Origin of the sequence: Paracoccus sp. (in: a-proteobacteria) (assembly GCF_047973135.1) — a bacterium.
In the GTDB taxonomy this organism is placed as follows: Bacteria; Pseudomonadota; Alphaproteobacteria; order Rhodobacterales; family Rhodobacteraceae; genus Paracoccus.
The window spans coordinates 1-25,542 of sequence record NZ_JBKEBL010000133.1 but is presented as its reverse complement, the minus strand read 5'-3'; the positions used below and the strand labels follow the sequence as shown (position 1 = coordinate 25,542).

Below are 25,542 nucleotides of genomic sequence, written 5' to 3'. Positions count from 1 at the left end.
GTCCTTTCGCTGTATCTGCGCGACCCCGACGGCAACCTGATCGAGCTTGCGCATCCATCGCATTCCTCAACCGGCGCGCTTGCGGACCGTTGACACTCTGGCCTCGCGCACTCATGATGCCGCCCCCTTGAAGGATCGTCCGAGGTCTAAATGCCAGTTGTTGTCGTCGAATCGCCCGCACAGGCGAAAACCATCGAGAACTATCTTGGTCAGGACTACCGTGTGCTGGCCAGATTTGGCCATGTACGCGACCTGCCGCCCAAGGACGGCAGCGTCGATCCTGACCATGACTTCGACATGAAATTGCAGGTCGCCAGCGACAGAAATAAGCATGTCAAGGCGATCAAGGATGCGCTGAAGGACGACCCGAACATGATTCTGGCCACCGACACCGACCGCGAGGGCGAGGCGATTTCGTGGCATCTGCAACAGGTTCTGGCCTCGTCGCTGAAAAAGGGAAGCGAGGTGAATCGCGTCACCTTTAACGCGATCACCAAATCCGCCGTGACCGAGGCGATGAAACAGCCCCGCCAGATCGATCAGGCGCTGGTCGATGCCGATCTGGCCCGCCGCGCGCTGGAGTCTCTGGTCGGCTTCAACCTGTCGCCGGTCCTGTGGCGCAAGCTGCCGGGCGCGAAATCGGCGGGCCGGGTGCAGTCGGTTTGCCTGCGCCTGATCGTCGACCGCGAGATGGAGATCGAGGCGTTCAGGGCCCGTGAATACTGGTCGGTCCATGCGCGTCTGGCGACGCCCGGCGGCGACGAATACGACGCGCAGCTTGTGTCGCTGGCCGGATCGCGGCTGGACCGCTATGACCTGCCCGATGCCGAAAAGGCCGCGATGGCAGTCAGCGCCGTCGCCTCGCGCGATCTGCGCGTCACCGGCGTCACTGCCAAACCCGCCAGCCGCAACCCCTGGCCGCCCTTCATGACCTCGACCCTGCAACAAGAGGCAAGCCGCAAGATGGGTATGGGCGCCAAGGCCTGCATGGCGGCGGCGCAGCGTCTGTATGAGGCCGGGCTGATCACCTATATGCGGACCGACGGCATCGACATGGCCCCCGAGGCCGTGATGGCCGCGCGCGACGCGATCAAGGCGAAATTCGGCGAGAAATACCTGCCGAAATCCCCGCGCATGTACAAAAACAAGGCCAAGAACGCGCAAGAGGCGCATGAGTGCATCCGGCCGACGGACATGATGCTGTCGCCCGACAAGCTGAAAGTCAGCGCCGAGGATCAGCGCAGGCTGTACGACCTGATCTGGAAGCGCACTATCGCCAGCCAGATGGAAGCCGCGCGGATGGAACGCACCACGGTCGAAATCGCCAGCCCCGACGGACAGGTCGGGCTGCGCGCGACCGGCCAGGTGATGCTGTTCGACGGCTTCCTGCGGGTCTATGATCAGGGCCGCGACGATGACGAGGGCGAGGACAGTGCCCGCCTGCCCGCCATTGCCGAAGGCGAGGCGGCGAAACTGGTCCCGAACGCCTTTCTGGCCGAATACGAAAAGGCCAGCGGCACCGAAGGCGAGGTAATCGACGACAGCCCGGCGGGCCAGCTTGCCGCCGCAGGGTTGATCGCCAACGATGCCGCATCCGTCGCCGCGCGCCAGCATTTCACCCAGCCTCCCCCCCGCTATACCGAGGCTACACTGGTCAAGCGGATGGAGGAGCTGGGCATCGGCCGCCCCTCGACCTATGCCAGCATCGTCACCACGATTCAGGACCGCGACTATGTCCGCAAGGACAAGAACCGCCTGTTCCCCGAGGACAAGGGCCGTCTGGTCACGGTGTTTCTGGTCAGGTATTTCCCGCGCTATCTCAGCTATGACTTCACCGCCGATCTGGAAAACGAACTGGACGAGATCAGCGCTGGCGATCTGCTGTGGCGCGAGGTTCTGGGCCGCTTCTGGAAGGATTTCACCAAGGCGCTGGAGGGGACATCCGATCTGCGCATCGGCGAGGTGCTGGAGGCGATCGACGACGCGCTGGCCCCCCATCTGTACCCACCGCGCGCCGATGGCGGCGACCCGCGCGAATGCCCGCTTTGCGGCAAGGGCAGGCTGAACCTGAAGACCGCGCGCTCGGGCGGGGCCTTCATCGGCTGTTCGAACTATCCCGAATGCCGCTATACCCGCCCGCTGTCTGCGCCCGATGGCGAGGAACCGGTGGGCGACCGGCTGCTGGGCCATGACGATGGCGACGAAATCAGCCTGAGAACCGGGCGCTTTGGCCCCTATGTCCAGCGCGGCGAGGCGACCGAGGAACAGCCGAAACCGCCTCGTGCCTCGATTCCCAAGGGCTGGAACCCGGCCGAGGTGGAACTGGCCCAGGCCTTGCAGCTTTTGTCCCTGCCCCGCCCGGTCGGCCCGCATCCCGAGGATGGCGAACTGATCGAGGCCGGGATCGGACGCTATGGCCCCTATGTCAAGCATGGCAAGAAATACGCCAATCTGCGCGATGTGGACGAGGTGTTCATTATCGGCATGAATCGCGCGGTCGAGGTTCTGGCCGCCAAGCAGACGCGCGGGCGGACGGCAGCCACGGCGCTGAAGGAACTGGGCGATCACCCGGATGGCGGCGCGATTCAGGTGATGAACGGGCGCTATGGCCCCTATGTGAAATGGGAAAAGATCAACGCGACCCTGCCACGCGACCTGACCCCCGACGACATCACCGTCGAACAGGCGCTGGAACTGATCGCAGCGAAGGCAGCGAAATCTCCTAAAAAGGCGGCACAGAAAAAGCCCGCCGCCAAGAAAGCCGCCCCAAAGAAAACGTCGGCGAAAAAGGCTGCGGCAAAGAAAACCGGGGCCAAGGCAGCCACCCAGGCCGCCGAATAGACAATGCCCGCCGCCGCATCGCGCCCTTTGCGGCGGTGGTGACATCTGTGCCGAACGTCGCCCGGACGAGAGAGGGCGGGACCGGGTATCAGGCGGCGTGACCCGCGATCCGTGCGGCGGCAGACAAAAAGCAGCGCCGCACGGGTTCCGCATGGGGGTTTTCCGTAAGGATCGTACGCAGCAATTCGGGCGAATCGGCCTGCACCATCGCGGCGGCTTCGATCAGACGGCGAAAGCTGGCGGTGGTCAGACCTTGGGGCATCGGCCCCATCTGATCCAGGCTGCGCGCGATCAGATGCGTCAGCCCCTGAACCAGCGCCATGTCCCGATCATGCTGTTCGGGCGTTGTCGCGACGACCTTCAGGCCCAGACTGCGCAGAAAGGCCGCCACCCGCCCCAGCCCCCTGCCGCGCAGCGGACACCAGGCGATCCGGTGCCCGCGCAGCCCCCCTGCGGCGCTTTGCGGGCCGAAAAGCGGATGGCTGGCGACGATCCGGGCGTGATCGGGCAGAATCTCCTGCATCAGTTGCGCGGGCCGGATCTTGACCGAAGCCACGTCGATGACCAACGCGCCGGGCCGCAGATGTGGCGCGATCGCCCGCAGCACGTCCGGCATCTGCGACAGAGGCACAGCCAGCACGACGATGTCGCAACGCGCCGCCGCAGGCAGATCGACCTGCGGCAGATCGTTGACCCGATTGACCGGATCGCAGATGCAGACTGGCAGATGATCGCGCAGATGCCGGGCGATCAATTGCCCGAAAGCTCCGAACCCGACGATGGCAAGACTTGGCGCGGACATGGGACGACCTTCCGAAGTTGCGCAAGGTCGTGGTTCTGTCTGTGATCAACCGCCCGGCCCCGCGCGGTTGACATGCTGCTGCCCCCGCTATGTCAGCGGGCGATAATAGGTCGCGAAGGCAGCGGATAACGGATTCATGCAGATTTGATGCGTGGATAGGCACGGCAAGTCAAGTGCCGTTACGAAATTCCGGCGCTGATTGACACTGCGTTTCCTGCGGGTCACAACAAGCGCCAGGACAGGTTTCCACGAGGGGAGGACCGATGAAAAAGGTCTATGGCAATGCAACCGAGGCCCTTGACGGCCTTCTGAAGGACGGGATGTTCATCGCCGCGGGGGGCTTTGGCCTGTGCGGGATCCCCGAATTGCTGATCGACGCGCTGGTCGAAAGCGGGGTCAAGGATCTGACCATCGCCAGCAACAATTGCGGCGTGGACGGGTTCGGTTTGGGCAAGCTGCTGGACACGCGCCAGATCCGCAAGATGATCAGCTCTTACGTTGGCGAAAATGCGGAATTCATGCGTCAGTATCTGTCGGGCGAGCTTGAGCTGGAGTTCAATCCCCAAGGCACGCTGGCCGAAAGGATGCGCGCGGGCGGCTGTGGTATTCCCGGTTTTTATACGAAAACCGGTGTGGGCACCGTGATTGCAGACGGCAAGGAGGTCAAGAATTTCGACGGTCAGGACTATATCCTGGAACGCGGGATCGTCGCCGACCTGTCCATCGTCAAGGCATGGAAGGCCGATGACACCGGCAATCTGGTGTTCCGCAAAACGGCGCGCAACTTTAACCCTCCGGCAGCGATGTGCGGCAAGGTCTGCGTCGTCGAGGTCGAGGAAATCGTCCCGCGCGGCAGCATTGACCCCGATCACATCCACCTGCCCGGCATCTATGTCCACCGGATCATTCAGGGCGAACACGAAAAGCGCATCGAACAGCGCACCACCCGCAAGCGTGAGGAGGCCTGAGACATGGCGTGGGATCGGAACCAGATGGCCGCGCGGGCGGCGCAGGAACTGGATGACGGCATGTATGTGAACCTTGGCATCGGGATCCCGACGCTGGTGGCCAACTATGTCGGCGACAAGGACATCACCTTGCAATCGGAAAACGGGATGCTGGGCATGGGCCCCTTCCCCTTTGAGGGCGAGGAAGACCCCGACCTGATCAACGCAGGCAAGCAGACCATCACTGAACTGGCACGCACCAGCTATTTCGATAGCGCCACCAGCTTTGGCATGATCCGGGGCGGCAAAATCGCGGCGGCAATCCTGGGCGCGATGGAGGTGGCCGAGAATGGCGATCTGGCGAACTGGATGATCCCCGGCAAACTGGTCAAGGGCATGGGCGGCGCGATGGATCTGGTCGCGGGCGTTGGCAAGGTCATCGTGGTCATGGATCACACCAACAAACACGGCGAATCCAAGGTGCTGAAATCCTGCACCCTGCCGCTGACCGGCAAAAGCGTGGTCAACCGGATCATCACCAATCTGGGCGTTCTGGACGTGGTTCCCGGCGGGCTGAAGATCGTCGAACTGGCCGATGGCGTCAGCGATGAGGAAATGCGCAAATCGACCGAGGCCACCATCGTCAACTGAGCGGCGGGCCTTGCGCGGACACACAGACGGGGGGCGCAGGCCCCCCGTTTTCGTTTCGCGCATCATCCGCCGCATGGGCCTATTGTCGCAGGCGAGGTCCGGTCAGTCACCTCTTCATCCATGAATCCTCAGGATTTCATGGTGTTACCTTGCCTGTCAGGTCGCGCCTCGCCTCGCGGGCAGAGGTAAGGACTTGCCTCATGTTTGGGCATGTCGCAGTATCTGCAATACTGCGGCCGACCCTTTCGCAAGGCGACCGCCACTCGGTCGCCGCCCGTCCGCAGGAATGTGCAACGTCGTAACGAGGAGTATTTATTATGAAACTGAGCGCAAGAAATGTGTTGCCGGGAACCGTGACCGAGATCACAACCGGCGCTGTTACCAGCCATGTGCGCATCGATCTGGGCGGCAAGATCGTGACCGCGTCAATCACCAATGAGGCGGTCGCAGAACTGGGCCTCAAGGTCGGGGCAAAGGCCTCGGCGGTGATCAAGGCCACCGATGTAATGGTCGGCGTAGACGGCTGACACCCCGACCGCAGGCCGCGATTGTCGCGCGCGATCGCGTTCGCGGTCCGAAATCTTCGCCGGTTCACCACGCCTGGACTGGACCGGCGGACCTGCCGCGCTTATGCCTTGGGCAACACAAGCCACGCATGGACGGACATGACCCCCGAACGGATTGCCGGATTGTTCACCCGCGAGGACGGCAGCTTCCTCTGCGCTAAATGGGGTCGGCCCGCCGCGCCGGTGGTCTTTGGTCTGGCCGATCAGACGCTGGACATCTTTCGCGACGTGCTTCGCGCGGGTTTCGGCCATGCCGGGCACCCTGTCACCGACACCGACCCCGAAATGGGCAGCAACATGATGCTGTTCTTCATGCATGACTGGGACGAGCTGACCGGCCTGCCCGATTTGGACCGGCTGACAGGCATGCCCGACCTGCCCACACGACTGGCCGGGCTGCGGGCTGACCGGTACCGAATTTTCCGCTTTGACCCCGATGGCGGCATCCGCGCCTGCCTGACCTTCACCCGTATGGGCGGCACGCTGAAGGGCGCGCATCCGGCGCAACTGGCCGAGGCGCTGGTGATGAACAGCCTGCTGACCTTTGCCCATGACGTGACGCCCGCGCCGGATCTGGCGGCGCTGATCCGGGCGGCCTATGATCCGGTCCTGGCGGTGGCGGCCACGGACCCGGCCCATGCGCTGCGCCTGTCGGCGCGGCTGGCGCGCGGGGTGTCATGACCCACCGGATCACCCTGCGCGTCTATTACGAAGATACCGATCTTGCGGGTATCGTCTATTACGCCAACTATCTTAAATTCATCGAGCGCGGACGCTCGGAATGGCTGCGCAGGCTTGGGGTGGATCAGGCGGAAATGAAACGGGCGACGGGCCATGTCTTCGCCGTCCGCCGGGTCGAGGCCGATTATCTGCGCCCGGCCAGGTTCGACGACCTGCTGACGGTGACGACCAGACTGGCCAGGGCGACGCCAGCGCGGGTGGTTATGGATCAGGCAGTGCTGCGCGGCGACGAGGTTCTGTTTACCGCGCAGGTCACGGTGGCCTGTCTGGATACCCACGGCCGCCCGTCGCGCCTGCCCCTTGGCCTGATTGATGCCATGGCGGGCTGACCGCGGGGCGCATCTGCCCACCGAATAAAACAATTGAAATGCAGTAATAATTGTTTATTTAACGGGATCGTTGGTACTATACTACTTGGATCACAGTGAGTAATTGAAACTGCGCCCGCACCGAGTTTTCGTGTAAAGATTGTGATTTTTAATTTTTTACTCTCGAAACGGGTGCGCTTCACAGGGGCGCTGTTTTGGAACGCACATTCGTTTTCGGGGTCGGCGCGCAAAAGGCCGGCACCACTTGGCTGCATCACTATATCGTCACCGACAGGAAATTCAGACCCGGCCCGCTGGAGGCCAAGGAATTTCACGTCTGGGATATCAGGGATTTGCCAAAGGCGCTGTTACCACATCTGCCATTCAACTGGCGCAACAGGAAACAGTTCGGCATGTCCGTTCTGCGACGCTCTGAATATGCCTATTTCAAATATTTCAATTACTGCCTCAGGAATGGCGGGGTCGCCGCCGATATCACGCCCTCTTATGCCGGCCTGTCGAAAGACAGGTTTCGACAAATCAGCAAGACATTCGCGAAATCCGGCGTGACCGCGAAATTCATCTTTCTGATGCGCGATCCCTTGGCGCGCTGCGTGTCTGCCTTTTCCATGAACCGGCACAAGGCAGCCCCCGGTACGGTGCAGGAAGGGGTTCGTACCGATATTGATCTGGACAGCGCCTTTCGTGAATATGTCACATCAGATGCCTGCGAGATGCGTACGAATTACGCCTCGACCCTGGCCGCGCTCAAGCAGGGTTGCGACGAGGATCAGGTGAAAATCCTGTTCTACGAACAGCTTTTCACACCCGAAGCCATCGCCGACCTGTCGCAGTTCATCGGCATCGACTGTCGTCCGGCGCTGGCCGCAACCAAAGCCAATACCGCGAAAGAGCGTTTCGAGATCAGCGAAAAGGCGCTGGAATATTGCGCCAATCATTATCGGGGCACCTATGAACAGGTGGCCGACGCATTTCCCGATGCAAAGGAACTGTGGGCGGGCCGGAAATATCTGGCCTGACCCAAGGCGCAAGGCCCGCCGGGACGGGCGGGCCTTGAGCGCAATCGTCAGGCCGGGGCGGGGTCGCCATCGGTCGCAGGCTTGCCGGTTTTCGGGACCGAGGTGACGGACGGGATCGAACTGCCCGGCGTATCGTCATCACCGCCCAGAGCCTCGCCCCGGATGACCTTGCCGATTTCCTCACCCGTCAGGGTCTCGTATTCCAGCAGTCCTTGCGCCAGTCGTTCAAATTCGTCGTTCTTTTCCAGCAGAATACGACGAGCCTCGACATAGCCTTCCTCAATCAGGTCGCGGACTTCCTGTTCGATCAGCTCTTTGGTTGCGGCAGAAACCGAAAAGCCGCCGGTATTGCCCGAATAGCCCTCATGCGCCTCGGCATAGTCGATATTGCCGACCTTGTCCGACATGCCCCAGCGCATGACCATGGCGCGGGCCAACTGGCTGGCCTGCTGGATGTCACCCGCAGGGCCGTTGCTGACGCCCTCTTCACCATATTTGATGATCTCGGCCGCCTTGCCCGCCATGGTCATGGCCAGTTTCTGCTTGGCCTCGTCCTTGTGGAAATTCAGGCGGTCCATTTCCGGCAGCGACACGACCATACCCAACGCACCGCCGCGCGGGATGATCGTCGCCTTGTAGACCGGGTCACACTTCGGCAGCGACAGGCCCACGACGGCGTGCCCGGCCTCGTGATAGGCGGTCTTTTCCTTTTGCTCGGGCGTCAGGACCATGGAACGTCGTTCAACGCCCAGCATGACCTTGTCCTTGGCGTTTTCGAAATCCTCCATGCTGACAAAGCGGCGACCGATGCGGGCGGCCATCAGCGCAGCCTCGTTCACCAGATTCATCAGATCGGCACCGGAAAAGCCCGGCGTGCCGCGCGCGATGATGCGCAGATCGACATCGGTGCCGACCGGAACCTTGCGGGCATGGACATGCAGGATTTTCTCGCGCCCCTTGATGTCGGGGTTTGGCACGTGGATCTGGCGGTCAAAGCGACCGGGCCGCAACAGCGCCGGGTCCAGCACGTCCTTGCGGTTGGTGGCGGCGATGATGATGATGCCCTCATTGGCCTCAAAGCCGTCCATCTCGACCAGCAACTGGTTCAGGGTCTGTTCGCGTTCGTCATTGCCGCCGCCGATGCCGACCCCGCGCGACCGGCCCACCGCGTCGATTTCGTCGATACAGACGATGCAGGGGGCGCTTTTCTTGGCTTGTTCGAACATGTCGCGCACGCGGGACGCGCCGACACCGACGAACATTTCCACGAAATCCGACCCCGAGATGGTAAAGAACGGCACACCCGCCTCGCCCGCAATGGCGCGGGCCAGCAGCGTCTTACCGGTGCCCGGAGGGCCGACCAGCAGCGCGCCTTTCGGGATTTTGCCACCCAGACGGCTGAATTTCTGCGGGTTTCGCAGAAATTCGACGATCTCTTCAAGTTCCTCTTTCGCCTCGTCGATACCAGCCACATCGTCAAAGGTCACACGCCCGTGCTTTTCCGTCAGCAGCTTGGCGCGCGACTTGCCAAAACCCATCGCGCCGCCCTTGCCGCCACCCTGCATGCGATTCATGAAGAAAATCCAGACGCCGATCAGCAGGATGAAGGGCAGCCAGACGCCCAGCAGGGACATGATGCCCGATTGCTGCTGCTTGACGACCTTCACCTCGACATCCTTGGCGATCAGCTTGTCGGCGATTTCCTCGCCCTCGGGGCGGACGGTCACATAATGCTGACCGTCCTTGCCGGTGACGGCCAGATCCTCGCCATCGATGGTAACGGCGGCGACCTGATCGGCATCCACCCGCTGCATGAAATCGGAATAGGTGATCTGTCTGCTGTTCATCGTCGCCGTCCCGTCGCTGAACAGGTTGAACAGCGCCAGGATCATCAGAAACAGGACGACCCAGAAGGCCAGATTGCGTGCGTTGCCCAAGACGGGTCCTCCGGCAGAAATCGGTTTCCCCTGTAAATAGGGATTATGGGCGCAGGTTCAATGCGCCATCACCAGTCTGCGGAAATCTGAGGCGCCCCGCAACGGGGTCGCGCGGACGTGACCACCGGGCCGCAAAAGCGGCGCGGCGATCAACTGGCCCGCCTGCCAGATGCCGGGGCTTGCCGCCGCCTCTGTCCGGGACAGGCCGGACGCACGCCAGTTCAGACCCGGCAGCGCATTCTGCCCCACTGCGGCAATATGCTGGCCCGGCTGCAAACCACTGATATTCCACCTATTATCCCAGACCGGCCCGTCACTGTCGGGCGCGCGCAACGCGGCAGCGGGTTCGCGGCCAAGCCGGACCTGATCACCCGAAGGTTCGACCAGCGCCCCGTCCAAAGTGACCCGGCTGCCTGCCAGCACCGCATCAAGCGCGTGCAGAACAGTCGTGCGGCGGGGCGGATAATCGGCACCGCTGATCCAGCGGCATCCGGCCACAAGCAGGCGGCGGCCGATTTCCGCGGGGGCTTCAAGGAACGGGCGGCGAGGTAGAATCAGTGCGCCGTTACGGGTGATCGCGTTGTCCGAGGCCAGCGCGGCGTAATAGGACAGCGCATCGCGCGCCTGGCGGATATGTTCGGCGGACCGCGCCAGCGCCGGAATATCCATCTGGAAGGCCGCCAGCGCCTTGCGGATGCGAATACGGTCGAAATCGGTATTCTGATTGCTGGGATCGTCGATCCAGCCGATGCCGCGCGCGCGCAGCCAGTCGCGGATCTCGGCCCGGCCCGCCGTCAGCATCGGACGGATCCATGTCATGTCAAAGGCCTCGCGGCATTCGGCCATGCCAGCCAGCCCGTCAATCCCGGACCCGCGCGCCAGCCGCATGATCAGCGTTTCGGCCAGATCGTCGCGGGTATGGCCCAGCAGAACGGCGGGCAGGCCGTTGCGTCGCGCCCATCCCGACAGCAGCCGCAGCCGCGCATCGCGGGCGCTGGCCATCAGATTGCCGATCTCGGTTTCGCGCTGCCATTGCAGCGTGGCATGGTTCAGCCCCAGCGACAGGGCGGCACGATGGACCTGCCGCGCCTCGGCGGCGCTTTCGGCACGCAGCCCGTGATCGACGGTCGCAACCATGACCTGCCGCCCCTTGGCCCATTGGGCGGCTATTCGCATCAGCGCCATGGAATCGCCCCCGCCCGACACGGCAAGCCCGAAGGCGGGCAAATCCCCCGCCAGCCGGTCCAGTGCACCACGAATTCGGGATTCGGGGTCAGATGAGGCGGGGTTCATTCATGTTCGGCCATATCGGCGGCGGCTTCGGGGTCAAGCCCGTCAGCCAGCCCGTCCTCGGGCAGGGCAGTGCCTTCGGCCAACCCAAGATCGGCGCTGCCACAATCCAGCACGGTCATGCGGCGTTCAGCCTCGTCCGCTGACGAGCTGCCCGGAAAGCGGGCCGGAACCTCGGCCAGATACAGGCAGGACGCGACCGTATCGCCTTCGGTGGCGATGACGCGGGCGATACCCAGCAGACTTTCGGGCGAACGCGGGCCGTCGGGATCGGCGGCAAAGCTTTCCAGCCAGGCGGATGCGGCGGCACGCGCATCGCCCGCGCTTTCCAGCGCTGCCCCGCGCAAAAATAACGCCTCGGCGGTCAGGGGGCCGCCCGCGTGGCGTTGGGCCAGCGTACCGAACAACTGCGCCGCACGGCCGAAATCGCCCGCCCCAAGCGCCGCGTTCGCCGCATCAAATTCGGCCTGCTCGGCCGCCGTCGCCGCGGGGGCATGCGCCGGAGCGGCGGGGTGCTGCTGCGGCAGCGTCGGCATTGTCACGCCTCCCGTCGCCAGCCCGCCCAGTTCGGGCGAGGTCAGTGCCCCCAGATCGCAGCTTTCATCCATCTCGCACAGGCGAAATTCGATGTCGCCGATGCGCCGCGTGCCATCCTCGACGATACGGTTGATGCGGTTCTGCAATTGTTCGGTGCGGTCGGTCAGCACGCTCAGTTGCCGTTCCATCGCGTTCATGCGGTCAATGGCGGAATCGCCGCCTGCCGCCTCGAACCCCGCGGCACCCGAGGCCATCAACTGCCCGCGCAGGCCCTGCAATTCGGTACTGAGCCGAGACAACTCGGCGCGCAGATCGGCCAGCGTCGGTTGGTGCTGCGCTGCGGCAGGCAGTGCGGACAGAACCGCCAGGGCCACCGCCAAAAAGGTCTTGCGCATCACGTCCCGGCCCCGCTGTCGGACACGACGGTGATGACGCGGCGGTTCTGCGCATAGCAGCTTTCGTCGGAACAGATCCCGACCGGGCGTTCCTTGCCAAAGCTGAGCGTGCGGATCCGGCCTGACGCAACGCCCTGCGCGACAAGATATTCCTGCACCGCGCTGGCCCGTCGCGCACCAAGCGCAAGGTTGTATTCGCGGGTGCCGGTTTCCTCGGCATGGCCCTGAAGGACCGCCGAGAAGGTGACATTGCTGTTAAGCCATTCCGCCTGCCGGGTCAGGATCGCCCGCGCCTCGGGCGACAGGGTGGTCTGATCGGCGGCGAACAGCACCGTGTCGCCCACTTGCGAACGGAAATATTCGGCCGTTGCATCACCCGTCAGGCTGCCGGCACCAAGCTGGCCCTGATACAGGGCACCATTGGCGGTATTGGCATAGGGATCATGGACAACCTGTTGCTGCGGCGCGGTCGATCCACAGGCGGCAAGCCCAAAAAGGCAGGCGGCAATCGGCACGTATCTTGTGGCAATCATGGCGTCGTCCTTACGGTAGCAGTGGCCCCCAGGTGGGGTCCGATGCGGCAAAATCCAGCTTGAGTGGTCGCATGTTGCGACCGGTAATATCGACGGAATGCAGCCGGGGCTCACCATTGCCGCCCGGAGTCACCCGAGTGAACATCACAACCCGGCCATTCGGCGCCCAGGTCGGGCTTTCGTCAAGGAAAGAATCGGTCAGGATTTTCTCGTCCGAACCATCCGTCCGCATGACGCCGATATGAAAGCGGTCGCCCTGCCGTTTGGTAAAGGCGATCAGATCGCCCTTGGGCGACCATACCGGATCGCCATAGCGCCCGTCGCCGAAACTGATCCGCGTGGGCTCGCCTCCGTCCAGCCCGATGACATAAAGCTGCGGCGTGCCCGAGCGGTCGGATTCCATCACGATCCGCTGGCCATCGGGGCTGAAGCTGGGCGAGGTCTCGATCGAGGGCGAGCTGGTCAGCGGTCGCTGCGCGCCGGTTGCCACATCCATCAGATACAAGTCGGTATTGCCCTGCCGTTCCAGAGAATAGGCGATCCAGCGCCCGTCCGGGCTGAAACGCGGTGAAAAGGCCATGCTGTCACCGCCCTGGGTCAGCGGACGCGAGGTCACGGTCGCCACATCCAGCATGCGGATCTGCGGAAAGCCGCTGTCAAAGCTGGTGAACAACAGCTTGCGTCCATCGGGCGAAAATTCGGGGGCCAGCACCAGCGAGGAACTGTCGGTCATCCACAGCAGGTTCTGGCCGTCATAATCGGCAACGCCGATGCGCTTGATGCGCACATCCTTGGGGCCGGTTTCCTGCACAAAGGCCACACGGCTGTCGAAATAGGGCGATTCGCCGGTCAAGCGGGAATAGATCTGGTCTGCGATCTTATGCGCGGCGCGGCGCCAGTTGGCGGCACCCGCGTCGAACTGCATCCCATCGCCCAGAGGTTGACCTGCAAACACGTCGAACAGCCGGAACTTAACGCTGATCTCATCGCCCTGCCCCGTCACCTCGGCCGTGACAAGCGCCTGAGTGTTGATCGCGCGCCAGTCCTCATAGGCCACCGCGTCCTCAAAACTGGCCGGGCGGGCAATCTGCGCCTCGACCGGGATTTCGCGGAACAGGTCGGTTCCGGTCAGATCGTCGGCCACGACCTGCCGGATCTTCGCGGCCAGATCGGAATCGCCGTGAAAAGCCGGAATGGCGATCGACATGGGTTCGACCACGCCATCGGTGATCTCGATTCGCAAGGGGCCGTCCTGCGCGAATGCTGGCAGGGCGGCAAGGGGCGCGGCGGTCAGGCCAATCGCAAGGGCAAGTGTCAGATGTCGCAACATGTGTCCTCTTTATCCTTGTTACCGCCGGGAAAAAAGGCGGCATTCGCGCCTATTCGGTACTGTGAAGTCCGATTCCGTCGGGGCCGAAATCGGCGATGACCTCGCGCCAGCGTCCGTATTTCTCTGCTGGCAGCGGATAGCCCGCGCCGCCACACATCAGAATCGCCCGGCGCGCGACCTCATAGGCGTTCTGCGTGGCCGGTTGCGAGCCGCCGCGTGCATCGACCAGACGCAGACTGCCCGGCAGCGGGCGCGCATCGCGGCCCAATTCGAAGGCGACCGAGACGCGCATCCGTGACGCCTCGACCGACAGCGCGCCCCGGTTCCAGCAATCCGCGACCGCAAGGCGAAATCCCTCGCGTTCGGAAAAGGTAAGGGGCTGGCCAAGCGGCACAGCCCCTTCTGTTTGCGTTCCGGCGTCGGACCGTTGATCCGGGTCCGGCAGGGGCGTCGATCTGATCGGCGCGGGCTGAAGCTGCATCTGGTCCGGAGGAATCTCGGTCGCCTCGGGGGCTGCGGCACCGGACAAAGCGTCCGACAGCGCCGCCGCCAGAGGATCCTGTTCGACCGAGGCGTTGCTGCCCCCCTCGATCCGCTGCCGGTTTCCGCCGACCGCATCGCCGGTCAACGTGGTATCCGTCCCCTCAGCCCCGGCATCGTCCTGCAATGCCTGCTCAAGCGCGGTTTCCAACGCCCGCCGACGCTCTTGCTCGGCCTCGGCCTGACGCTCGGCTTCGGCCTGACGCTCGGCCTCGGCCTCGGCACGGGCCTGGTCGGCGCGTCGCTGTTCCTCTTCGCGCGCCACCCGCTCCTGCTCGGCCCGCTGCCGTTCGGCGCGTTCCGCCTCGGCCGCCGCTTCCCGCCGTTCCGCCTCTGCCGCCGCTTCCCGCCGTTCCGCCTCCGCCGCCGCTTCCCGCCGTTCCGCTTCCGCTGCCGCCTCCCGCCGTTCCGCCTCTGCTGCCGCCTCCTGCCGCGCCGCCTCTGCCGCAGCTTCCTGCCGCGCCGCTTCTGCCGCAGCTTCCTGCCGTTCCGCTTCTGCCGCAGCTTCCTGCGCCGCCTCTGCCGCAGCTTCCTGCGCCGCCTCCGCCGCAGCCTCCTGTGCTGCGATTCGGGCGTTGCGATCCTCGACCAGGCCTTCGGGGCGCAGGCGGGGGCGGGCCGACTGGTCCAGCGCCAGCGCCGAGCGGGGCGAAACCGGCTGCGCCGCCACCCTGTCCTGCGCCGGAGCCTCGGGGCGCGGCGGTTCCGTCGTCGTCGCAGGCCGTTCGGTCAGGACAGGGGCGGCTGGCATATCCTCGACGGCAAGGGGCGCGGGCGGGGGCGCGGGAATGTCAGTGGCAACCGCCACCGGAGCCTGGCTTTGAACATCGGCCAGATCGGGGCTGGCCTCGGCGTTATCGGGTGTGGCCAGCGCCTGCGCCGTGGCCTCGACATCGGGTGCGACGGCACCGGCGGGCAGATCTGCGGTCCCATCGGCGGTATCGGGCGGGGTCAGCCCGGCCACGGCAGTGGCGTCCCGCGCCACTGGCCCCGCCCCGCGCGAGGCGGCGGCATAGGCGTCGAAATCGGCCCCGCTCATGGTGGCAATCGGGGTCATCTGCACCGAAGTCGCAGGCTGCGGGCGGAACAGCACCCCGCCCAGCAAAGCCCAGAGGATCAGCGCCAGATGCGCTGTCCCCGAAACCCAATAGCCGATGCTGCGCGCCCGGTCTTCCATTCCTCAGCCATCCATGCGCGGGCCGCCGGTATCGGTGACCAGCACGATATTGGTGTAACCCGCCGCGTTCAGCGCCCCCATTACCTGCACCACACGGGCATAGGGGATGGCACCGTCCGCGCGCAGGAAGATGCGGTCGGTCTGGCGTTCGGCCAGAACGGCGCTCAGCCGTGCCACGACCTGATCGTCGGCGACGGGCTCGTTCATCAGCGTGATCGCCTCGTCGGCGGTGATCGAGATGACCAGCGGTTCCTCGGGTTCGGACGGCACCGCGGTTGCCGCCGTCCGGGGCAGGTTCAGCGGTACCCCGGCTGTCAACAACGGCGCGGCAACCATGAAAATGATCAGCAGGACCAGCATCACGTCGACAAAGGGCGTGACGTTGATTTCGGACATGGGCGCATTGCGCCGCCGCCCCCGCCCCTTGCGCCTGACCCGCTTGACGACATCGGCCATGGCCTAGCCCTCGCTGTCCATCTGCCGCGACAACAGGGTCGAGAATTCATCGGCGAACACTTCCCAGTTGCCGGTGATGCGTTCGGCATCGCCCGACAGCTTGTTGTAAAAGATCACCGCCGGAATCGCGGCCAGCAGGCCAAGCGCGGTCGCCAGCAGCGCCTCGGCGATGCCCGGCGCGACGACGGCCAGGCTGGTGTTTTGCGACATGGCGATGCCCTCGAACGCGTTCTTGATGCCCCAGACCGTGCCGAACAGCCCGATAAAGGGCGCGGTGGATCCCACCGTCGCCAGGAAGGACAGCCCGCGAAACAGCCGCGTCTCTTCGCGCTGGATGGCGACGTTCATGGCCCGGTCGATGCGCTGCACCCCGCCGGGAATCAGCGCGCCGTCATCGCGGTGGCTACGCCGCCATTCGGTCATGCCAGCGGCAAAGACCCGCTCGGACGCGCCCGAAGGCGTCTCGCCCATGCGATCAAACAGGTCGTCCAGCGGTTCGCCCGACCAGAAGGCCCGGTCAAAGCGCGCCGCCTCGCGGCGCGAGGCGGCGAAGGTCAGGAATTTCCCGATGATCACCGCCCAGCCCCAGAACGAGGCGAAAATCAACAGGATCATCACGATCTTGACCGTCAGCGAGGCGCGCGTGAACAGCGCGACCAGCGAAAAGTCGATGGCCTGAGCGGCCTGAATGGGTTCCATCGTCACTGCCTCATCGTCATCGGGCCGTTTCCGGGGCCTTCTGACCCCTCTTTATCAGGGGTTCCATCCCTGCCGTAACACATTGCTGTCACATATTCGCGCGCAAGATCGTATAAAAGAGGCCATGCAGCGGCGAAATGCCGGGTGACAAGCGGCGGTTCCTGATCACAATGACCCTTGGGGAAACTGGAAAGGGGAACGGACATGACCGCACAGCTTTTGTGCTTTGGCGAATCCGGCAATGCCTACAAGGCGGCGCTGACCATGCAACTGGCCGGATATGACTGGCGGCCCGTCTATGTCGATTTCTTCAACGGCGAGACCCGCACGCCCGCGTTCCGCACGCTGAACGTGATGGGCGAGGTTCCGGTCTTTCGCGAAAACGACCTGACCCTGACGCAATCCGCCGTGATTCAGCTTCACATCGCCGAAAAGACCGGCAAGTTTCTTGGCGGCGACCGAAACGAGGTTCTGCGCTGGCTGATGTTCGACAATCACAAAATGTCAGGACAGGCCGGCATGCTGCGATTCATGATGAATTTCGTGCCCCCGGAAAAGCGCCCGGAACAGGTGATCGGCTGGCAGCAGGCGCGGATGAAGGCGGCTTACAGGGTGCTGGACGCGCATCTGACGGAACGTGACTGGGTTTGCGACGCAACGTCCACCATCGCCGATTTTGCATTGTGCGGCTATCTCTACTACCCGGAACCGTTCGGCTTTGCGCGTGCCGAATGGCCTCATATCGACCGCTGGCTGGACCGGATCGCTGATCTTCCGGGCTGGAAGCACCCTTACGATCTGATGCCCGGCAACCCTTCGGACCGGGCGTAACAGGAGGACTCATGACCGACGCTTTTATCTATGACGCGGCCCGCACGCCGCGCGGCAAGGGGCGGCCTGATGGCAGCCTGCACGAAGTCACCTCGCTGGCATTGTCCGCGCGGCTGCTGAACGCAGTCAAGGAACGCAACGGGCTGGAGGGTCACGCCGTCGAGGACGTGATCTGGGGCAATGTCACGCAGGTCAGGGAACAGGGCGGCTGTCTGGCCCGCAGCGCGGTTCTGGCCAGCGATCTGGACGAATCGATCCCCGGCCTGTCGATCAACCGGTTCTGCGCCAGCGGCATGGAGGCCGTGAACCTTGCCGCGAATCAGGTCAGGGGCGGCGCGGGTTCGGCCTATATCGCCGGCGGCGTCGAAATGATGAGCCGCGTCCCCATGAGCAGCGACGGAGCGGCGATTGCGGTCGATCCCGGTCTGGCCATGAAAACCTATTTCGTGCCACAGGGCATCAGCGCCGACATCATCGCGACGGAATACGGCTTTACCCGCGAACAGGCCGACGCGCTGGCCGTGGAATCGCAGCGTCGCGCCGCGAAGGCCTGGGACGAGAACCGTTTCGCGAAATCCATCGTGCCGGTTCTGGACCAGAACGGACTGACCATTCTGGACCGCGACGAATATATGCGCCCCGCCACCTCTGCCGCCGATCTGGCCGCGCTGAAACCTGCCTTCAGGGACATGGGCGAAACGATGCCCGGCTTTGACAAGGTGGCGATGCTGAAATACCCGCATCTGGACCATATCGACCACATTCACCATGCCGGGAACAGCTCGGGCATCGTGGACGGCGCGGCGGCGGTGCTGATCGGGAACGCGGAATTCGGCAAGGCCCATGGCCTGAAACCCCGCGCCCGCATCCGCGCCACCGCCAAGATCGGCAGCGATCCCACGATCATGCTGACCGGCCCGGTTCCCGTGACCGAGAAAATCCTGGCCGAAAGCGGCATGAGCATCGGCGATATCGACCTGTTCGAGGTGAACGAGGCGTTTGCCAGCGTCGTTCTGCGCTTTATGCAGGCATTTCAGGTGGATCCGGCAAAGGTCAACGTCAATGGCGGATCCATCGCGATGGGCCACCCTCTTGGCGCAACCGGCGCGATCATCATCGGCACGGTGCTGGATGAGCTGGAACGGCAGGACAAGAATGTCGGGCTTGCGACGCTGTGCATCGCCTCGGGCATGGGCGCGGCCACGATCATCGAGCGCGTATGATGCCGAAAATCGATCTGGACAGCGCACCGGTCAGGACGGGCTCGATCTATCCCGAGCCTTACAACAGCCAGATGGCGGGACGGTCGTCCCTGCGTCTTGGGCAGGCGGCAGGGCTGACGCAGTTCGGCGCGAATATCGTCACGCTGCAACCGGGCGCGGTCGCCAGCCTGCGCCACTGGCACCTGCGCGAGGACGAATTCGCCATGGTCCTGACCGGCGATCTGATTCTGATCGAGGACGAAGGCGAGACCGCGATGCGGCCGGGCGATTGCGCCGCGTGGAAGGCGGGCGTGCCGAACGGGCACCGCTTTGTTAACCGCTCGGACGCGCCTGCCAGCTTTCTTGTTGTCGGAACCAAGTCCGACAGCGAGGTCGCGACCTATTCCGACGTGGACATGCTGGTCCATATCGACGGCGGCAATACACGCTTTACCTATCATGACGGCAGCGAATGGGCGGGCCCCCGCAATCTCGCGCCGAAGGGAGACCTGAAATGACCGATTTCACCATGAAAAAGGACGCCGACGGCGTCGCCATCATCACCTGGGATGTGCCCGGCAAGTCGATGAACGTCCTCAGCTTTGACGGCATGCGGCAACTGGACGCGCTGATCGACGACGCGCTGGCCGATGGCACCGTCAAGGGCATCGTCGTGACCAGCGGCAAGAAGGATTTCGCCGCAGGCATGGACCTGAACATCCTTGCGCAAATGAAGAATGACGGCGCGCAGGGCGTGTTCGACGGCGTAATGGCCCTGCATGGCGTGCTGCGCAAGATCGAGCTGGCAGGCATGGATTTCAAGACCAAGAAGGGCGGCAAGCCCGTCGCGGCCGCCCTGCCCGGCACCGCACTTGGAATCGGGCTGGAAATCCCGCTGGCCACGCATCGCATCTTTGCCGCCGAAAACCCGAAGGCCAAGATCGGGTTGCCCGAAATTCTGGTCGGAATCTTTCCCGGCTCGGGCGGGACGATGCGCCTTTTGCGCAAGCTGGGGGTGATGGGTGCCGCGCCCTTCCTGCTTGAGGGCAAGCTAAGCGATCCAGCCAAGGCAAAGGCCGCCGGGATCATCGACGAGGTGGTGGCCGATCCTGTCGCCTCGGCGCGTGAATGGGTGCTGAACGCCGGCGACGCCGATCTGGTCAAGCCGTGGGACGCCAAGGGCTTCAAGATGCCGGGCGGCGAACCCTACAGCGCCCCGGGCTTTCCCACCTATGTCGGGGCCAGCGCGATGGTGCATGGCAAGACCATGGGCGTCTATCCGGCTGCCCGCGCCATGCTGTCCGCCATCTACGAAGGCGCGATGGTGCCCTTTGATCAGGCGCTGAAGATCGAGGCGCGCTGGTTCACCAATGTCGTGATGAACCCCAGCAGCAGCGCGATGATCCGCAGCCTGTTCATCAACAAGGGCGCGCTGGAAAAGGGCGCGAACCGCCCCGATATGCCCGACCAGTCGGTGAAAAAGGTCGGCATCATGGGCGCGGGTATGATGGGCGCGGGCATCGCCTATGTCAGCGCGCTGGCGGGCATTCAGGTCGTGCTGATCGATTCCACGCAAGAGTCCGCCGACCGGGGCAAATCCTATTCCACGGGCCTGCTGGACAAGGCCATCAGCCGCAAGAAATCCACCGAAGAGAAGAAGGCGCAGGTTCTGGGCCTGATCAACGCGACAACCGACTATGCCGCGCTGGCCGATTGCGACCTGATCGTCGAGGCTGTGTTCGAAGACCCTGCGGTCAAGGCCGAGGTGACGGCAAGGGTCGAGGCAGTGATCCCCGAGGACGCGATTTTCGCCACCAACACCTCGACCCTGCCGATCAGCGATCTGGCACAGGCAAGCAAGCGCCCGGAACAGTTCATCGGCATCCATTTCTTCAGCCCGGTGGACAAGATGGCACTGGTCGAGATCATCAAGGGCAAAAAGACCGGCACCCGCGCCGTCGCCAAGGCGCTGGATTTCGTCCGCCAGATCCGCAAGACCCCCATCGTGGTGAATGACGCGCGGTTTTTCTATGCCAACCGCTGCATCATCCCCTATCTGAACGAGGGCGTGCGCATGCTGGCCGAAGGCGTCAACCCGGTCCTGATCGAAAACGCCGCCAAGATGATGGGGCTGCCTCTGGGGCCGCTGCAACTGGTCGATGAAACCTCGATCGAACTCAGCGTCAAGATCGCCAAGGCGACGCGGGCCGCAATGGGCGACGCTTATCCGGGTGCCGTGATTGACGGGGTGCTGTTCAAGCTGTTCGACGAGGGTCGCATGGGCCGCAAGGCGAAGGCCGGCTTCTATGATTATGACGACAAGGGCAAGCGGCTGGGCCTGTGGCAGGGGCTGGCGCAGAACTGGCCGAAAACGGACGATCAGCCCGACCTGACTGCGGCGCAGCACCGGCTGATGATGATCCAGTCGCTGGAAGCCGTGCGCGCACTGGAAGAGGGCGTGCTGGAAGACATCCGCGAGGGCGATGTGGGCGCGATCCTTGGCTGGGGCTTTGCACCCTGGACGGGAGGGCCTTTTGGCTGGCTGGACATGCTGGGCGCGGCCCGCGCGGTCGAAATCAGCGAATATCTGGCCGCCGCACATGGCGACCGCTTTGCTACGCCAGCACTGCTGCGCGAGATGGCGGAAAAGAGCCAAAGCTTCTATGGCCGCTTCGGCGGGCGCAAACAGACTGCATGACCTGACGTTAACATGACAGGAACCGGAAGGGGGACGTTGCTTCGTCCCCCTTCTGCCGTTGAAAGCCCGGTAATTTAGCTTATGTTGCGCGACGACAAGGCCGCGTCAAAGGAAGAACCGATGACCGAAGACACCAAGCGCCGTGCCGAAGCCGCGCAGAAAGACGTCGAAAAGATCACCTCGGTCGTGCTGCCCGAACCTCAGGCCGATGAGGTCGAGATGGCAACCGCCGACGATGCCACCAGTCAGGAAATCCGCAAGCGGATGGCCGAAATCGACCTGCGCGATTCCGGCTCGGTCGTGGGATTCGGCGCGCGCGCCCAGTCTGGCTTGCAGGAAATCAGCCAGAAGATGCTGGCCGATGTCAAGAACAAGGATGTCGGCCCCGCCGGCGAAAGCCTGCGCGAAATCGTGACGACAATCCGGGGCTTTTCAAGCGCCGAACTGGATCTGCGGCGCCAGCAAAGCTGGTGGGAACGCCTGCTTGGCCGATCGGCTCCGTTTGCGAAATTCGTGGCGAATTACGAACAGGTCCAGACCCAGATCGACAGCGTGACCCGCGATCTTGAAACCCACGAACAGCGCCTGCTGAAGGACATCAAGTCGCTGGATCTGCTGTATGACCGGACGCTGGCCTTCTATGACGAACTGGCGCTGTATATCGCGGCGGGCACCGAAAAGCTGCGCGAACTGGACGGTACGATCATTCCCGAACAACAGGCCGCCATCACCGGCGGCACCGATCAGGTGATGCAGGCGCAGGCGCTGCGCGATCTGCGGGCACTGCGCGACGATCTGGACCGCCGCGTCCACGATCTGAAACTGACCCGTCAGGTCACAATGCAGTCGCTGCCCTCGATCCGGCTGGTGCAGGAAAACGACAAGTCGCTTGTGACCAAGATCAACAGCACGCTGGTCAATACCGTGCCACTGTGGGAAACCCAGCTTGCGCAGGCCGTGACAATTCAGCGCAGCGCCGAGGCCGCGCGCGCCGTCCGCGAAGCCAGCGACCTGACCAACGAATTGCTGACCCGCAACGCCGAAAACCTGCGTCAGGCCAACAACCAGATCCGCACCCAGACCGAACGCGGCGTTTTTGACATCGAGGCCGTGCGCGGTGCCAATGCCGAACTGATTGCCACGATCGAGGACAGCCTGCGCATCGCTGACGAGGGCAGGGCCCGCCGTGCCGCCGCCGCCGGGGAACTGACCAGGATGGAGGCCGATCTGCGCGACGCGCTGGCCGCTGCCAAGGCCAGCCGTGCGCCACAGGAAGGCGCGCCGAACGCGCCTGCCCTGCCATGAGCGGCGTCGCCGGCCTGTCCCGCCGCCCCTCGCCCTCTGTTCTGGCGCTGGCCATCGCCCTGTCGCTTGGCGCATGCTCGGATCAGGGCGAGGACAGGCTGGAAACCTCACCGCCGCCGATCCTGCCCACCCGGCCGGCCGAACGTCCGCAGGCGGATCAGGCGGAATTGCGCAAGGCGCGCGCCGAACGCAACCGCGCCGCCAACCGCGCCGCGACCGAGGCTGCCTCAAGCACAAATAGCCAGTCGCAGCAGGATTACTACGGCGGGGTTGAACGGTCGTTGCTGGCGCGGGGCAAGATGCGCCGCGACAGCCTGCCGCTGGACGCACCCATCGACGCTGACCGGCTGGCGAAGGATTTCGCGCTGATCGCGTTGCGCGACGAATATGGAGCCGATGGCAGGCGGATGGCCGATGGCGGCCCTGCCCCGCTGCGACGGTGGGCCGCACCGGTGCGCCTGCAACTGGAATTCGGCGATTCCATCGACACCGCGACACAGGCGCAGGTCCGCAGCTCGGTCTCGGCCTATGCCGGGCGTCTGGCCACCGCCAGCCAGCACAGCGTCACGCTGACTACGGGCAGCGGGAATTTCCACGTTCTGGTGCTGAATGACGACGAACGCCGCGCCATTGGCCCGCGCCTTGCCAGCCTTGTCCCCGGCATCCCGCCCGAGGACATCGCCGCCATGCGCGATCTGGCGCAGGGGAATTACTGCACGGTCTTTGCCTATTCCAGCGGCAACTCCAATGTCTATGTCCACGCCGTCGCGCTGATCCGTGCCGAACTGCCGCCGCTGCTGCGCCTGTCCTGCATCCACGAGGAACTGGCGCAGGGCATGGGTCTGGCCAATGACAGCTTTGCCGTGCGGCCCTCGATCTTCAACGATGACGAGGAATTTGCCCTGCTGACCCGGCATGACGAATTGCTGCTGCGCATCCTTTATGACCCACGCCTGCGCCCCGGCATGACCGAGGCCGAGGCCGCCCCCCTGGTTCACCAGATCGCGCAGGAACTGCTGCCCGACGAAGGCTAGGCAGGATTTCCTGTACCTCGCGGAATCGCGGGGCTATATCCGGTGCAAACAGTGCCGGATCGCGGGGCGTTTCGGGGCAATTGGGGGGAAGGCATGATCCTGTGTGCGGGCGAATCGCTGATCGACATGGTGCCGGAAAACGGGGCCTTCCGGCCTTTGGCGGGGGGGGCGGTTTATAACACCGCCATCGCTTTGGGGCGACTGGCCGAGCCTGTCGCCTATCTGTGGCCGATCAGCCGCGACCCCTTTGGCGACATGCTGCTGCGCCCGCTGCAAGAGGCCGGCGTCAATCTGGACCTGTGCCCGCGTTCCGACCGGCTGACCACGCTGGCGCTGGTGACGCTGACCGGGGGCGAGGCGCGCTATTCCTTCTATGACGAAGGCTCGGCAGGCCGGATGCTGGCACCGGCCGACATCCCCGCCCTGCCCGACCGGACACAGGCGATCTTCGCCGGCGGTATCAGCCTTGTCCCCGACCCCTGTGGCGCGGCGATCGAGGCGCTGGTCGCGCGGAACCATGCGCGCCTGCCGGTCATGATCGACCCGAATATCCGCCCCTTCTTTATCGACGATGCCGCCGCGCATCGCGCCCGGCTGGACCGGCTGCTGCGCCACGCCGATATCGTCAAGCTGTCGGCGGACGATCTGGACTGGCTCTATCCGGGCCTGCCGCCGCAGGATGCCGCGCGCGAAGTCCTGAAACTGGGGCCGAAACTGGTGCTGCAAACCGGGGGCGAGGCGGGGGCACGGGCGATCTGGTCCGGCCCTGACATCAGCGTCCCGGCGGTACGCACCACGGTCGCCGACACAATCGGCGCGGGCGACACGTTCAACGCGGGCGTGCTGGCCAGCCTCGGCAGACAAGGCGTCCTGACCAAAGCGGGCATTGCCGCGATCACCCCTGACCAGATCGCGGCTGCCCTGACGCTTGGCGCACAAGCGGCGGCCATCACCGTCTCACGCCCCGGCGCCAACCCGCCCTGGGCGCATGAAATGCCCGCCTGACCACCCGCAGAACAGGCACCAAACCCGCCAAACGCCGTGAAGGCAGGAAAGGGGGGCGGGCCGGGCAAAGCCCGGCCCGTCGCTGCCGCCCGGCCGAAGGCGCGCTTCGCGCGCAGTCACCCTGCGGACGACAAGCTCGGCGCCATATTCCCGCGCAAGCCGCCACACAGGCGCATATCCTCAAAACAGAAAACCACTGCACAAACGCCGCCCGCGCCCGCATCACGCGGAAACTCATGCCGTGATCGACCCTTCCGTCACAGGAGGCTCAGCCAGTGCGCCGCAGGCATATGCCGGGGGTCGGGGGGGCGCATAGCCCCCCCGGCCACCGCGGGACGCAAAATTCGCAGCGCCGAAGTTCCCGAAAACGTTCCCGGTAACGCATGACAGCGGTGTACAGCCTGTGCACATCCGGTGCCGCCCCTGTGCCTGCCCTGTGCAGCACCAAACCCAGCATTTTCTGGGCAATTTGCGCCTAACCGAAACGCCCGTTGCGCAAAAGGCCAATGCAACGCCACGGCCAGCGGCGCGACGGGATCAGCCCCGAATGCGATTGATCAGATCGAACAGCGCGTCTGTCGCCTCGGGGCGGGTCCGGTTGCCGGGGGACAGGCGTAGCCCCGGGCCGCGCGCATCGACCCAGATGCCTTCGCGCCCCAGGGCCTCGCCCGTCGCGG

23 protein-coding genes are annotated in these 25,542 nt (G+C 64.3%); 14 read left to right on the top strand and 9 right to left on the bottom strand.

What is annotated here, in order from left to right:
• The first annotated feature begins 150 nt into the window (after nt 1–150).
• Nucleotides 151–2,841, top strand: a complete 2,691-nt coding sequence (gene topA / locus ACK5L9_RS10330) for a type I DNA topoisomerase (protein ID WP_416911376.1) — start codon at nt 151–153, stop codon at nt 2,839–2,841.
• An 88-nt stretch (nt 2,842–2,929) separates the two neighbouring features.
• Here the strand turns inward: topA and ACK5L9_RS10325 are convergent, their stop codons facing one another.
• Nucleotides 2,930–3,643: a prephenate dehydrogenase/arogenate dehydrogenase family protein gene (locus tag ACK5L9_RS10325; RefSeq protein WP_416911375.1), complete on the bottom strand. Its 714-nt coding sequence runs from the start codon at nt 3,641–3,643 to the stop codon at nt 2,930–2,932.
• Between the two features lie 263 nt (nt 3,644–3,906).
• On the opposite strand from ACK5L9_RS10325, the gene ACK5L9_RS10320 reads away from it, so the two are divergent.
• From ACK5L9_RS10320 to ACK5L9_RS10295, 6 genes are all read left to right on the top strand, one after another.
• Entirely contained in the window at nt 3,907–4,611 is a 705-nt protein-coding gene (locus tag ACK5L9_RS10320; RefSeq protein WP_416911374.1) for a CoA transferase subunit A, read from the top strand.
• 3 nt (nt 4,612–4,614) lie between these two features.
• Nucleotides 4,615–5,241 (top strand): CoA transferase subunit B, encoded by a 627-nt coding sequence (locus ACK5L9_RS10315; RefSeq protein WP_416911373.1) that lies wholly within the window; start codon nt 4,615–4,617, stop codon nt 5,239–5,241.
• 317 nt (nt 5,242–5,558) lie between these two features.
• Entirely contained in the window at nt 5,559–5,768 is a 210-nt protein-coding gene (locus tag ACK5L9_RS10310; RefSeq protein WP_416911372.1) for a TOBE domain-containing protein, read from the top strand.
• Nucleotides 5,769–5,906: 138 nt separating this feature from the next.
• Complete coding sequence (locus ACK5L9_RS10305) at nt 5,907–6,488, top strand: hypothetical protein (RefSeq protein ID WP_416911371.1); 582 nt, start codon at nt 5,907–5,909, stop codon at nt 6,486–6,488.
• Complete coding sequence (ybgC, locus tag ACK5L9_RS10300) at nt 6,485–6,877, top strand: tol-pal system-associated acyl-CoA thioesterase (RefSeq protein ID WP_416911370.1); 393 nt, start codon at nt 6,485–6,487, stop codon at nt 6,875–6,877. The genes ACK5L9_RS10305 and ybgC overlap by 4 nt, the downstream gene beginning before the upstream one ends.
• A 194-nt stretch (nt 6,878–7,071) precedes the next feature.
• Nucleotides 7,072–7,896 carry a sulfotransferase domain-containing protein gene (locus ACK5L9_RS10295; RefSeq protein WP_416911369.1) on the top strand — a complete coding sequence of 275 codons (825 nt, stop codon included), beginning with the start codon at nt 7,072–7,074 and terminating at the stop codon, nt 7,894–7,896.
• Between the two features lie 47 nt (nt 7,897–7,943).
• Here ACK5L9_RS10295 and ftsH read toward each other — a convergent pair whose 3' ends face one another.
• From ftsH to tolQ, 8 genes are read right to left on the bottom strand one after another with little or no spacing between them, the layout of a single operon-like run.
• Nucleotides 7,944–9,833 (bottom strand): ATP-dependent zinc metalloprotease FtsH, encoded by a 1,890-nt coding sequence (gene ftsH / locus ACK5L9_RS10290; protein ID WP_416911368.1) that lies wholly within the window; start codon nt 9,831–9,833, stop codon nt 7,944–7,946.
• 57 nt (nt 9,834–9,890) lie between these two features.
• Nucleotides 9,891–11,126, bottom strand: a complete 1,236-nt coding sequence (tilS, locus tag ACK5L9_RS10285) for a tRNA lysidine(34) synthetase TilS (RefSeq protein WP_416911367.1) — start codon at nt 11,124–11,126, stop codon at nt 9,891–9,893.
• On the bottom strand, nt 11,123–12,055 hold the full coding sequence (locus tag ACK5L9_RS10280) for a tol-pal system protein (protein ID WP_416911378.1): 933 nt from the start codon (nt 12,053–12,055) through the stop codon (nt 11,123–11,125). Before ACK5L9_RS10280 ends, tilS begins: the two co-directional genes overlap by 4 nt.
• Nucleotides 12,055–12,588: a peptidoglycan-associated lipoprotein Pal gene (gene pal, locus ACK5L9_RS10275; protein ID WP_416911366.1), complete on the bottom strand. Its 534-nt coding sequence runs from the start codon at nt 12,586–12,588 to the stop codon at nt 12,055–12,057. Before pal ends, ACK5L9_RS10280 begins: the two co-directional genes overlap by 1 nt.
• 10 nt (nt 12,589–12,598) lie before the next feature.
• Entirely contained in the window at nt 12,599–13,918 is a 1,320-nt protein-coding gene (tolB, locus tag ACK5L9_RS10270) for a Tol-Pal system beta propeller repeat protein TolB (protein ID WP_416911365.1), read from the bottom strand.
• A 49-nt stretch (nt 13,919–13,967) separates the two neighbouring features.
• Complete coding sequence (locus ACK5L9_RS10265; RefSeq protein WP_416911364.1) at nt 13,968–15,635, bottom strand: protein TolA; 1,668 nt, start codon at nt 15,633–15,635, stop codon at nt 13,968–13,970.
• Nucleotides 15,636–15,638: 3 nt separating this feature from the next.
• Nucleotides 15,639–16,091, bottom strand: a complete 453-nt coding sequence (locus ACK5L9_RS10260; RefSeq protein WP_416911363.1) for an ExbD/TolR family protein — start codon at nt 16,089–16,091, stop codon at nt 15,639–15,641.
• Nucleotides 16,092–16,094: 3 nt separating this feature from the next.
• On the bottom strand, nt 16,095–16,790 hold the full coding sequence (tolQ, locus tag ACK5L9_RS10255) for a protein TolQ (RefSeq protein ID WP_416911362.1): 696 nt from the start codon (nt 16,788–16,790) through the stop codon (nt 16,095–16,097).
• A 204-nt stretch (nt 16,791–16,994) separates the two neighbouring features.
• Between tolQ and ACK5L9_RS10250 the strand changes: the two genes are divergently transcribed.
• The 7 genes from ACK5L9_RS10250 (at nt 16,995) to ACK5L9_RS10220 (ending at nt 24,865) form a co-directional block, all read left to right on the top strand.
• A complete protein-coding gene (locus ACK5L9_RS10250; protein ID WP_416911361.1) occupies nt 16,995–17,621 on the top strand; it encodes a glutathione S-transferase family protein in 627 nt (208 codons plus the stop codon).
• Between the two features lie 11 nt (nt 17,622–17,632).
• Entirely contained in the window at nt 17,633–18,844 is a 1,212-nt protein-coding gene (locus tag ACK5L9_RS10245) for an acetyl-CoA C-acetyltransferase (protein ID WP_416911360.1), read from the top strand.
• Nucleotides 18,844–19,341 (top strand): cupin domain-containing protein, encoded by a 498-nt coding sequence (locus ACK5L9_RS10240; protein WP_416911377.1) that lies wholly within the window; start codon nt 18,844–18,846, stop codon nt 19,339–19,341. The genes ACK5L9_RS10245 and ACK5L9_RS10240 overlap by 1 nt, the downstream gene beginning before the upstream one ends.
• Complete coding sequence (locus ACK5L9_RS10235) at nt 19,338–21,521, top strand: 3-hydroxyacyl-CoA dehydrogenase NAD-binding domain-containing protein (RefSeq protein ID WP_416911359.1); 2,184 nt, start codon at nt 19,338–19,340, stop codon at nt 21,519–21,521. Before ACK5L9_RS10240 ends, ACK5L9_RS10235 begins: the two co-directional genes overlap by 4 nt.
• 120 nt (nt 21,522–21,641) lie before the next feature.
• Nucleotides 21,642–22,826 (top strand): toxic anion resistance protein, encoded by a 1,185-nt coding sequence (locus ACK5L9_RS10230; RefSeq protein WP_416911358.1) that lies wholly within the window; start codon nt 21,642–21,644, stop codon nt 22,824–22,826.
• A complete protein-coding gene (locus ACK5L9_RS10225) occupies nt 22,823–23,860 on the top strand; it encodes a DUF2927 domain-containing protein (RefSeq protein ID WP_416911357.1) in 1,038 nt (345 codons plus the stop codon). Before ACK5L9_RS10230 ends, ACK5L9_RS10225 begins: the two co-directional genes overlap by 4 nt.
• A gap of 93 nt (nt 23,861–23,953) precedes the next feature.
• Nucleotides 23,954–24,865 carry a carbohydrate kinase family protein gene (locus ACK5L9_RS10220; protein WP_416911356.1) on the top strand — a complete coding sequence of 304 codons (912 nt, stop codon included), beginning with the start codon at nt 23,954–23,956 and terminating at the stop codon, nt 24,863–24,865.
• The last annotated feature ends 677 nt before the right edge of the window (nt 24,866–25,542 follow it).

What these genes read in the sequence shown, in the direction of transcription:
- topA (WP_416911376.1), top strand. Translation starts at nt 151, where the DNA reads ATGCCAGTTGTTGTCGTCGAATCGCCCGCACAGGCGAAAACCATCGAG.
- ACK5L9_RS10325 (WP_416911375.1), bottom strand. Translation starts at nt 3,643, where the DNA reads ATGTCCGCGCCAAGTCTTGCCATCGTCGGGTTCGGAGCTTTCGGGCAA.
- ACK5L9_RS10320 (WP_416911374.1), top strand. Translation starts at nt 3,907, where the DNA reads ATGAAAAAGGTCTATGGCAATGCAACCGAGGCCCTTGACGGCCTTCTG.
- ACK5L9_RS10315 (WP_416911373.1), top strand. Translation starts at nt 4,615, where the DNA reads ATGGCGTGGGATCGGAACCAGATGGCCGCGCGGGCGGCGCAGGAACTG.
- ACK5L9_RS10310 (WP_416911372.1), top strand. Translation starts at nt 5,559, where the DNA reads ATGAAACTGAGCGCAAGAAATGTGTTGCCGGGAACCGTGACCGAGATC.
- ACK5L9_RS10305 (WP_416911371.1), top strand. Translation starts at nt 5,907, where the DNA reads ATGACCCCCGAACGGATTGCCGGATTGTTCACCCGCGAGGACGGCAGC.
- ybgC (WP_416911370.1), top strand. Translation starts at nt 6,485, where the DNA reads ATGACCCACCGGATCACCCTGCGCGTCTATTACGAAGATACCGATCTT.
- tilS (WP_416911367.1), bottom strand. Translation starts at nt 11,126, where the DNA reads ATGAACCCCGCCTCATCTGACCCCGAATCCCGAATTCGTGGTGCACTG.
- ACK5L9_RS10280 (WP_416911378.1), bottom strand. Translation starts at nt 12,055, where the DNA reads ATGCGCAAGACCTTTTTGGCGGTGGCCCTGGCGGTTCTGTCCGCACTG.
- pal (WP_416911366.1), bottom strand. Translation starts at nt 12,588, where the DNA reads ATGATTGCCACAAGATACGTGCCGATTGCCGCCTGCCTTTTTGGGCTT.
- tolB (WP_416911365.1), bottom strand. Translation starts at nt 13,918, where the DNA reads ATGTTGCGACATCTGACACTTGCCCTTGCGATTGGCCTGACCGCCGCG.
- ACK5L9_RS10265 (WP_416911364.1), bottom strand. Translation starts at nt 15,635, where the DNA reads ATGGAAGACCGGGCGCGCAGCATCGGCTATTGGGTTTCGGGGACAGCG.
- ACK5L9_RS10260 (WP_416911363.1), bottom strand. Translation starts at nt 16,091, where the DNA reads ATGGCCGATGTCGTCAAGCGGGTCAGGCGCAAGGGGCGGGGGCGGCGG.
- tolQ (WP_416911362.1), bottom strand. Translation starts at nt 16,790, where the DNA reads ATGGAACCCATTCAGGCCGCTCAGGCCATCGACTTTTCGCTGGTCGCG.
- ACK5L9_RS10250 (WP_416911361.1), top strand. Translation starts at nt 16,995, where the DNA reads ATGACCGCACAGCTTTTGTGCTTTGGCGAATCCGGCAATGCCTACAAG.
- ACK5L9_RS10245 (WP_416911360.1), top strand. Translation starts at nt 17,633, where the DNA reads ATGACCGACGCTTTTATCTATGACGCGGCCCGCACGCCGCGCGGCAAG.
- ACK5L9_RS10240 (WP_416911377.1), top strand. Translation starts at nt 18,844, where the DNA reads ATGCCGAAAATCGATCTGGACAGCGCACCGGTCAGGACGGGCTCGATC.
- ACK5L9_RS10235 (WP_416911359.1), top strand. Translation starts at nt 19,338, where the DNA reads ATGACCGATTTCACCATGAAAAAGGACGCCGACGGCGTCGCCATCATC.
- ACK5L9_RS10230 (WP_416911358.1), top strand. Translation starts at nt 21,642, where the DNA reads ATGACCGAAGACACCAAGCGCCGTGCCGAAGCCGCGCAGAAAGACGTC.
- ACK5L9_RS10225 (WP_416911357.1), top strand. Translation starts at nt 22,823, where the DNA reads ATGAGCGGCGTCGCCGGCCTGTCCCGCCGCCCCTCGCCCTCTGTTCTG.
- ACK5L9_RS10220 (WP_416911356.1), top strand. Translation starts at nt 23,954, where the DNA reads ATGATCCTGTGTGCGGGCGAATCGCTGATCGACATGGTGCCGGAAAAC.